General features: G+C 37.3%; 6 protein-coding genes. 4 read left to right on the top strand and 2 right to left on the bottom strand.

All coding sequences use genetic code 11. The features are described 5' to 3' along the window. Positions 1-574 (bottom strand): hypothetical protein (locus tag Q0257_RS12555; protein WP_298025293.1); only part of this gene is annotated, 574 nt, incomplete at its 3' end. Beyond that, a complete protein-coding gene (locus Q0257_RS12560) occupies positions 575-1,543 on the bottom strand; it encodes a hypothetical protein (protein ID WP_298025296.1) in 969 nt (322 codons plus the stop codon). It lies immediately after the preceding gene. A 2,332-nt stretch (positions 1,544-3,875) separates the two neighbouring features. Between Q0257_RS12560 and Q0257_RS12565 the strand changes: the two genes are divergently transcribed. The 4 genes from Q0257_RS12565 to Q0257_RS12580 all read left to right on the top strand — a co-directional run. Continuing rightward, complete coding sequence (locus tag Q0257_RS12565) at positions 3,876-5,582, top strand: TolC family protein (RefSeq protein WP_298025299.1); 1,707 nt, start codon at positions 3,876-3,878, stop codon at positions 5,580-5,582. Between the two features lie 156 nt (positions 5,583-5,738). Further along, a complete protein-coding gene (locus Q0257_RS12570; RefSeq protein ID WP_366517520.1) occupies positions 5,739-6,215 on the top strand; it encodes a penicillin-binding transpeptidase domain-containing protein in 477 nt (158 codons plus the stop codon). A gap of 367 nt (positions 6,216-6,582) precedes the next feature. Continuing rightward, positions 6,583-7,011: a hypothetical protein gene (locus Q0257_RS12575; RefSeq protein ID WP_298025302.1), complete on the top strand. Its 429-nt coding sequence runs from the start codon at positions 6,583-6,585 to the stop codon at positions 7,009-7,011. Continuing rightward, positions 7,008-10,086: calcium-binding protein (locus Q0257_RS12580; RefSeq protein ID WP_298025304.1), on the top strand; the 3,079-nt coding region annotated here is incomplete at its 3' end. The genes Q0257_RS12575 and Q0257_RS12580, both read left to right, overlap by 4 nt.

A 10,086-nucleotide genomic window follows, 5' to 3' on the forward strand; every position in this document is an offset into this window, starting at 1 on the left:
CATTAGAAGGCGAAGTATTAAAGGTTAATTTAGTAGAGCCAAATACGAAAGAACTTTTGGCATACTCCTCTCCAGATAAAGGGTTATTCGTGTAGAATGGGATAGGAATTGCCGGCGTTCTGGCATCTTCTTTCGCATGGCTATTTTTATAATATAGATCTATAAATTCATCATTCGTTAAATGAATTTCATAGCCATTAAAATTTGAAGTTGTTTTTATTTCGACTATTTTTCCTATTTTTTCCATTTCATCATAATCAAGTGGCTTATTATTTCTATCTAGCCCTTTTGAATTAAAGAAAATATCAAATATTTTAAAATTTTTTACATATTTTAAAACCCCTTCTCTAGGAGATATCCCATTAATACTATAGAATTTTTCTATATACTCTTTCATAGAAAATTGTAAAGTTATATTATCGTTTCTATCTATATATTTTTCATCGACTATATCTCCTGGTCTACCTCTTTGCTCGCTACCTTTGAAATCACCCCAAAGATAATAACTTAAAACTTTTTCACCATAATCGCTATTTAAGACACCATAACCCATATCAATAGTTATATCCGCCATTTATCGCTCCTTATCCGATATTTGTTTTATTGTTTTCTCTTTTTCATCGTAGTAGTATTTATACAACAAGTTGTATTCTAGGCTTTTGTTAAATTTCATATTTTTATCTATTACTATAAATAGGAAGCTATAATTAACATGGAGCGGTAGATATTTTATAGGCGTCTCAAAATCATCTATTTTATAACTCGCTTCATCAATTTTTATTCTATTTTTATATAGTTCATACCTATGGCAAAAAATATCATAATTTGGATTACTCGGCTCAATATATGCATAAAGACTCAAAAATATCGAATTTATTGGTATAACAAATACAATATCCGTATGGTCAAAACCAAAACTCTTATCAATTTCTAATGAATTATTGAAAATTTTTTCTGTTAATATAATTTCCCCGGATTCCCTATCTCTATAGTCATCTTCATCGATATAATTAAAAAATATTCCGTACTTTAAAGAACCATCTTCCAAAACCAAATTTTCCTTATCTTCCCAAGGATATACGACTTCAGTATTAAAAATTTCTTTATCTATATGGGTTTCGGCATCTTGTATCGCTTTGCCGTTTCTGCAAATTTTTGAGCCCAAATCCATAAGATAATCTAAATTTAGCCTTTTATCTATCTTGTAAAATTCGCATTTATCATCGGGGCGTTTATCGCTATGGCATTCTGAATAACGGATCTCTACGCCGCCGCCGATTTCGTTGGCTGTATCGCCATATTCCTTTTTAACTGCTTTAATTCGTCTATCATATTCTATTTTATTAAAGTTATAAAAAAAGTGCCAATCTTTAAGCATGCACTTTAGCGCCCTATCTTTAAGCTGTATATCCGTAAGATTACCATCTAGATCGCATACCCATTCATATGGATCGGCTTCTTCTTTTTCGACCAAATAAAATATTATGCCGGAAGCGCATATTATTATGATGCAGACCAAGCACAGATAATATCTCGTTTTCAAATTTCACTCCTAAAATTTTTTCACTAGATAGCTATGAGCATATAGACTACAACACTAATAACTGTAATTAGCCGAAGTTTGAAGCTTTTCAAAATTTCCCCTTAGAATTTTGCTCGCGACTATACCCAATGAGTACTTAATAAAATATAAATGTTTACAAGATGCGAAATTGCCGTGGTTTCGGTATGGATTTTTTATTCGGGAGCCTACTATAAATTTTAAAATTTTACTTCGCAGTATCGCAAAATTATAAAGCATAGAAACAAATGCAATACGTGATATAAAATAGGTAGCTATTCACATACCAACAAACACTAAAGCAGCCATCCATCAGATTATGGAGCAAACAAATGATATGGGAATATAAAAGAGCGATGAAAAGACCAAATAGCGAATAAAAGGATAAAGTAGACATTCTAAAAGCTTTATGCACTATAACACTAAAAGCAAGCATCAAGGCTTAATAGTTGCAGCGATTAAAGCATTAAAGCATCAAGGTGTTAAGGTGTTAAAGCACTTAAATGTTATTTCAAAGTAAAGCTTAAAGTACGGCACTTGAAGCAGCCGTAGCTTTTTAAGTAGCAACTCAATACATCAAGCACCTAAAGCATTAATAAAGATCAATGATGATAAAAGTATTAATAAAGGCAAGTAAATCTGTAATAGTAGACATAAGTATAGCAGGCATAATAGCAAATAAATCGAGCGTAATAAAGAAACAGAGAATGTCCGCACGATCCGCTTGATCGCAAATATATCTGAAAGCAGCAAAAACATTAAAAGAATAAGTAAATAAAGCGAATTGAGCCTGGCATGAATAATAAAGGAGTGCAAGAATGTGCTCTACTATTCAAATCAGACTAAACACCGGGCAAAACGCTCAATACCCATATATCCGCATACACCAAGATATTCAATAATTGTAAAAAAAGCTAAGAAGCTGGATAAACCATACACGGCAAAGAGCCTATGAATATAATATCAATCGAAATTTAAACAAAGCGGCATAAATTTAAACAAGAAGCATATAAGCAAATCTTACGAAAATCCATATAAAATAACTGAGATATACGCAAAAATCGTCGCATTACAAATACCGGTGCAATACCTCAATGACGATATAGGCAAAATACTACCGCCGAAAACCACTGCATTATACATATCAGCATAGTTATAATCAAGAACCAGACTAAGATTAAAAGACACCGTACTAAATATCAAAGTACTCTAAACCAGACTAAGATCAAAAAACATTATAAGGTACTATAAATTCTAATAAGAGGCGAATAAATAATAATGATGCTTTAATGACGGCAATACTCAAATATACAAACTAGTCTTAAACGATTAAACACCACCCAACAACATTACCCAATAGCGCGATCCATTAAAAGCTACACGGGAATTTAAAGTAAAATTTATTAAGATTAAGATGCAAGCAGAGAAATTTTGCACATTAAAAAGCTATGCCCGAATTTAAAGCCTGCTTTAAAAAGCAGAGAACGCTTTTAAAGGATGGGATAAAAGAAAGGGCGCTCCATGCATAGTATTAAAACATCTCATAATATTAAAAAGAAGCCATAGAGCATTGCAATCACAAAGAGATAATATCTTTTAGGCTTATAGCTTTTATAGTTATGATGATTAAAAATACATAGATGTATTTTCAAATTTACGTGTAGATGTAATATACAAAAAATACCGCCCAAAAAAAGAGAACTCCTATAAAGCGCTAAAACGTCTCAAAAGAGTTAAATAAGGTAAAACACGACAGAAAGACACACTATAAATATCCGTCAAGAGCCTATCGCCTCTTGACGGATATCCCCCAGCCATGGGCATTTATAGCTTGCATACGGCACGCTTCATAGCGTAAAATGAGACGAGCGGGAAGGCGGATGGGACGATCTCTTTGCGGAATTTGCTCCATTCGGCTCAAAGCTTCGTTGCGCTTTTTGCTGCTTTTCTTTCGCTCTTATCGGTTTGTATGCTTTTTATGCTTCTCTTTTATACTAGAAATTCTACGAATATAAGACCATCTCCGCCCTTTGTATTCGTTTTTAATGCTTTAAGATTTTCAAAAGAATCTAGGGGGCTTCATCTTTTAAGCTATTGGTTCTAAAGCTACAATCATTCTTTCTTTAAATTCTTTAGGCGCTTTAGTAAATTTTAATATATGCTATACCGCTTACCGATCAGCTATGTCTTAAAGCACTTGCCTCAATCTTGAGATTTTTAAGACGACAAACCTAAAATTTCACTATCCGTTTTATAAAATTTTAATCCCCTTTCATATAAAATGCATTAAAATTTCGTTTATAAAGAGCTTGCTTTGAATAAATTTACGATTGCCCCTATTCTGATCACCATAGCTTTAACTATCAGTGCGGATTTCTTAAACGCTACGGATAAATTTAACTCCGCTTCGCAAGAACCCGTCTCCGATAGAGCAAATATGCAAAAATCCTCACCCAATAAAACAAAGGTACAAAAATCCGTCTCAAATAAAGCGGTAATGCAAAATTCCTCCTTTAATAAAGCAACCGTGCAAAAGCTCGACTCCGATAAAGAAAGCACGCCCAATAAACAAACCCTGCCTAACGGCAGGAGCACTTTAGCAAACTATCTTACTAGTCAAAATTTGGGCAGAAACGACACGAAACTAAATCGAGATAAAAATCCAAATCCTAAAGCCGAAGCCCCTACTAAAATTTACAGACTAGATAGATCAAAAATACGGGATATAAATCAAAAAAGATTGGACGGACAGCTTGATTTAAATTCAAAAGCAGCTCTAAGCTCCTTCTCCTTCGACGCCTTGTTAGAGCACACTTTAGCTAATTCTCCGAGTTTAAATTTAACTAGACTGGATGTTCAAAGCGCACGTAACGAGCTTGAGTATCAAAAGGCCTCACGCTACCCCGAGCTTGGAATTAATGCCAATAGCGAATACGCTAAACGCTACGGCGCCCGCTATAATTCGGTGCAGATCGGCGACGATAGCCTAGTCTCGCAAAGCGGCTACGGAGATTCCGTCTCGCTTGTGCTGCGCCAAGATATATTTAAATTCGGCGCAGATGAGTTAGCGATCGAGGCTGCCGAAGAGAATATCAAACAAGCAGATCTTAAAAGATGCTCTTCGTATATGGACGGCTCGATCAAGCTTTTGGAGCTTTACGACGAGGCGCTCGGATATAAAAACAGAATAGAAATTTATGAGCGGTTAAAAGACGCCTACGAGATGCTTTATATCTACGAAAAGAGGCTATCGGGCGCAGGCGAGCTAAGTAAAACCGTCCTGGCAGATCAAGCCATAGCATTAGCCGATACGAGTTATGAGCTGTCTCAACTACAGCTTAATGCCAATAACGCCTTAAATAAAATTTACTCGCTTTCCGGAGTTAAAATTCCAAACGTGTTTTATCTTTCGGATCTAGGCGGAGCTAATAGTATCAACTCAGACTTCGTACCCTTTGAAGATAGCGTAATCGCAAAGGGATTTGATCATGAATTAGCCGCAAATGAGCTGAGCATGAAATCGCAAGAGAGACTTTATTATCCTACCGTTTCGCTCTACGGCAGATACGATCTTTACGGCAGCGATAGAGACGACTTTAGCCGCGCCGGAAAGGATGTCAAAAGACATGGGTATAGAGCGGGACTTACGGTGCATATGAGCCTATTTGACGGAGGCAAGCGCGCCGCGCAGATCAAAGAAAAGCAGATAAACAAAGAGAGAATTTTATCTAAAAAGGAAGAAGCTAAATTAGAATACGAAAAGCAGATCGCAGATCTTAAACTATTTCTATCCAAAAAGGACGAATACGATAAAATCCTATCCAATTCCTCTAAAATTTCAAAAGATATCCTAACTATGCAAAAAAGATTAAATGCAGGCAACGAAAGCTCAAAGATAGATGTTTTAAACTCCCTAATAGCCTCTTTAAAAAAGGAGCTAGCTCTTAAAGAACATGCGCAAAAAGCGAGCTTTAATATCAAAAAAGCGGAATTAATGTCTAGATACGGAAGGTGTGAGTAGGCCGTTTGGTAGCCAAGTAGATGGTTTCGCGGCTAGCCCAATAGATAGTTTAAGCGGCTATGGCGTTTTAACATAGCGTCTTGCATTGATCTTTTAGACGATTACGTATCGGATAGGGTTTGGGCTTTATGTCTTGCTCTACTATAATTTAATGTCTTGTCGCAATATACAAAAGTAAAATTTTTAAAAAGCATCGACGGTAAGCCGGTGGAATTTGCCCCTACCGAGCTTTTTACGCCGAAAGAAAAGGCGCAGCTGCCCCTCGTGCGACGCGGTATGTATGAGGTCGGCAACAACCCAGACGGAGGCACCGCCTACAAGCTCATCCATACCGCAGTAGTGCCTCTGGCGGTTAAGACCGGCACCGCACAGGTCGTGGGCATCTCGCAAACCGCCAAAAAACGAATGAAAGAGGCCGATATGGACTACTTCCACCGCTCTCACGCTTGGATGACGAGCTTCGGGCCGTACGACAAGCCGCAATACGCCGTAACCGTACTAGTCGAACACGGAGGCGGCGGCGGAAGCGCGGCAGGCCCCGTCATCATGCAAATCTACGAAAAGCTCGCCCAGATGGGCTATATCGACGCCAACGCAACGACCAGTAAAGACAGCGTAAAGAAAACGAAGTAGGGTGGAGTTCGAAAATTATAAAATTTTAGAATTTTACCCGTCCTTCGCGGACTTTAAATTTTGAAATTTATCCGCTTTCGTAAGTCTGAAATTTTAAAATTTCATGCAGGTTAGAGGTATAGAATTTATCTTGTCTTTAGGATTTGGAATTTTAAAATTTCATACAACCTATGCCTCGTCTGCTTTAAATTTTAAAATTTAAAGCAGCCTGGTAACGTTAAATTTCAAAATTCTACCTAGCAATGGGCTTGAAATTCTGCAAGGCTAAATAAATTTTAAATTTTAAATATATACTAAGAATAAAAAGATAGAATGCGGCCGAATATTTTTAATTATTTTGATAAATTTTTAAGAAAGAGGAGAGATTTTGAATATTATGCAAAACGCAAATGATATCAGCACTAAACTGGCAAAGACGTTATTTATATTTTTGCTTTCAATTTCTATACCATTTCTACTAATTTATTTTTATGAAAATTTATATTATGCAACAGGTATTTATGAAATCCAAATATTCGGTAGATTTGGCCTTGAATTTTTTATATTTGAGAATATAATATTCCCTTTAGTATTTTGTATTATGGCAATCTATGGTGTTTGGAAGAACAAAAGAATAAATTTTTATATCCTCTTATTTGCTTTAACTTTAGTTTATAATTTTTTTATAACATTTACATTTGGTATAAAAAATCCTTCTTCTATTGAGGAGTATATTTTAATAAAGAGGTATTTTTTGATACTATTTGGTTCAATAATACTCTCGTATATCACTATTTTGATAAAGGATAAAATATGAATTCTAATTTTAACGGTCCTATCCCAAATGGCGTTTCTGTGGAAAGAAATTTGGCACTAGGTTGGATGCTCTCTTTATCTCCGCTTTCAAAGCATATTCAAAATGATTTATCATATAAAGTTTTCATTCTTGGTATATTCTATAAGCTAGAAAAAACTGGTGGCATAATGGACTATAAAAGAGGCGGTGCGGAATACGAAAATTTCGGAAATTATAATTATGGCGCAATGGCACGTGTTATGGGAATAAGTAAAGAGCTAACACTGGCTGCAGCTGGCGCATGGCATGCTAGAAATGTTTTAAGAGACTCTGTGGAAAAACCTGGATCTTACGATAAATTAAAAGATTGGGAAAAAGAAAGGTATGGAAAGTATTTGGAAGAAGCAAAGAATATGAAAGCTATTTCTGAAAAGACTGGAGAAAATTTTGCCGATATGCTGACTAAATATTTTTTAAAAGAGAGTATTAGAATTGGAGATGAAACTGGAGATTATGGTTATTTGGATGATCCAAAAGATCAAAAATATATAAAAGATGGATACGAATATGCAAAAAGTAATGGTTATGAAAACTGGGCTCTTGATAAGCCAATTGGCTTTGATGATATATCTGAAATTATCGATATTGTTGATACTATTAGTTCAAAAATAGATAATATTCTAGATTCTGTCTCCTACTTTTTAAATCCATTTGATCCAAATTTTCCACATGTATTACAAGATGCTAAGAATTTCTACAGTCAATTATTCAGCTCTATTTTTAACTTCTCCATCTACGACCCTCTCGCCCTTGATCTTAACGGTGATGGCAAGATCGGCATCAATCCTGTATCCATAACAGCTTCGGATAAAAAATCAGGCTCGAATAATAATGAAAGCGGCGGAGCCTACTTCGATCACAACGGCGATGGGGTATCTCACAGATCATCTTGGATAAGCAAAGAGGATGGAATTTTAGCCTACGATCGTAACGGCAACGGCAAGATAGATGACGGCGGCGAGCTATTTGGAAATTTCACGCAGATAAAAGATAAAGAGGGCAATCAAAGACTAGCCAAGGACGGTTACGAAGCTTTAAAGGAATTTGATAGCAATAACGACGGGCTCATAGATAATAAAGACGATAAATTTAAAGATCTTAAAATTTGGCAGGATGCAAACTCTAACGGGATCTCAGATGAAGGCGAGCTAAAGAGCTTAGATGAGCTAGGCATAGCGAGCCTAAGCCTAAACCACAACGAGGTAAACGAAGATCTGGGAGGCGGCAACACCCTAAGCCTAAAAGGAAGCTACATTAAAAAAGACGGCACCGCTCATAGTATGGGCGATCTAAATTTCAACGTAGATACGATAAACTCTAAATTTAAAGATGAAACGCCGTTAAGCTCCGAAGATATGGCTAGAGCAAATATCAAAGGCTTTGGATTACTAAGAGATCTAAGATCGGCCGCTGCTTTAAATAAAGAGCTAGCTGCCGCACTAGATAGCTACTCTCGCTTAAATACCAAAGAGGAGCAGCTCAAGGCTCTACCTAATCTTATAAATGCCTGGAGCGAGACTGCTGCAAGAAGCGGAAATTCTAATGCCGCGGGCTACGAAGTAAGCCTAAAAGGGGTGAAGCTTCCAAGCAATGTAAATTTAGGCGCAGGATCAAACATCAATGTAGATGCAGACGGTAACGTGATAAACTCCGGTAATCCAAACGCCAGAAGACTAAGCCTTACTCCGTCTCAATACAGAGCGCTTCTAGATAGTTCTAAATCCGTAGATGAGAGCTTGCTAAAGGAGTTTGAGAGTATAAAATATAAGATCAAAGTAATCGATGCTTTCACCGGCTCAAAGACTGCGGAGCTCTATTATATAAGCAATGACGATATAAAAGCTATCATCAAAAACACGAACGAAACTTATGAGAAAATTTTAAACTACTCCTATGCATCGCTACTAGCTCAAACGAGACTAAAAAGCTATGCGGATCTGATAAGTCTGGATATGATCTCCGTGCTTAACGATACGGCTGCGGGCGGCGCCTCGGCGGGCGGTAATTCAAAATCCGATACCGCAAGCGGCGGCGCAAATACATCTGCTAAGCCGAAGTATGATTTCAGACTAAATTTCACCAAAGTAATCGATAAATTTAAAGAGATAAACCTAGGCGACCCGAAGAAGGCTTTCGTGGACTTGGCGGAGTTTGCTACCTTGTTTCAGAGCAAAAAGGAGTTCGCCGCAGGACTTAGCCTACTTGCAGAGTTCGCATACGGAGCGAATAAACGAGGGGTGCTCGGCGAATATGTAGCCGCCATAGGCCAAGAGACGCAAAATAAGCTAGACATAGCGACAATAACCTCTAATTCCAGCGGCACCAATGCAAATGATATGATGGTAGGGTCTACCGGCAACGATAATATCAGCGCAGGCAACGGCAACGACATCCTTTATGGCGGCGAAGGTGATGACACTCTTTATGGAGAGAACGACAACGATATCTTAGAAGGCGGAGCCGGTAATGATCGTCTAGAGGGCGGAGCGGATGACGATACCTATGTATTCGGTAGAGGCGACGGAGCGGATACCATCTATGATTATAGTGGCAACGATACGATTAAATTTAAAGAGGGGATTAGCCTAAAAGATCTAATTGTAAAAAGAGCTCAAGATATACAGCATCTTGAAATTTCCATTAAAGGAACCGAAGATAAGATTACTATAAATAATGCCTACAATTGGAATGGAAGCTACTATAATAACGGCATGATAGAGAATTTCGAATTTGCAGACGGAACGAAACTATCGCTTAGCGAACTAGAAAAACAAACTATGTTTAAAGGAACCGATGCCAACGATTCTATCTACGGAGCAAATGCTAGCGATGAAATTCATGGGCAAGCCGGAGACGATACGATATTCGCCAATAATGGAGACGATATCCTTTATGGCGATGCCGGTAATGACACCCTTTACGGTCAAGACGGTAACGACACCCTATATGGTGGCGAAGGCAACGATACCTTGGCCGGATATAACGGCAACGACATCCTTTATGGCGGCGAAGGTGATGACACTCTTTATGGAGAGA

It is taken from the genome of uncultured Campylobacter sp. (assembly GCF_938018035.1).
Lineage (GTDB): Bacteria > Campylobacterota > Campylobacteria > Campylobacterales > Campylobacteraceae > Campylobacter_B.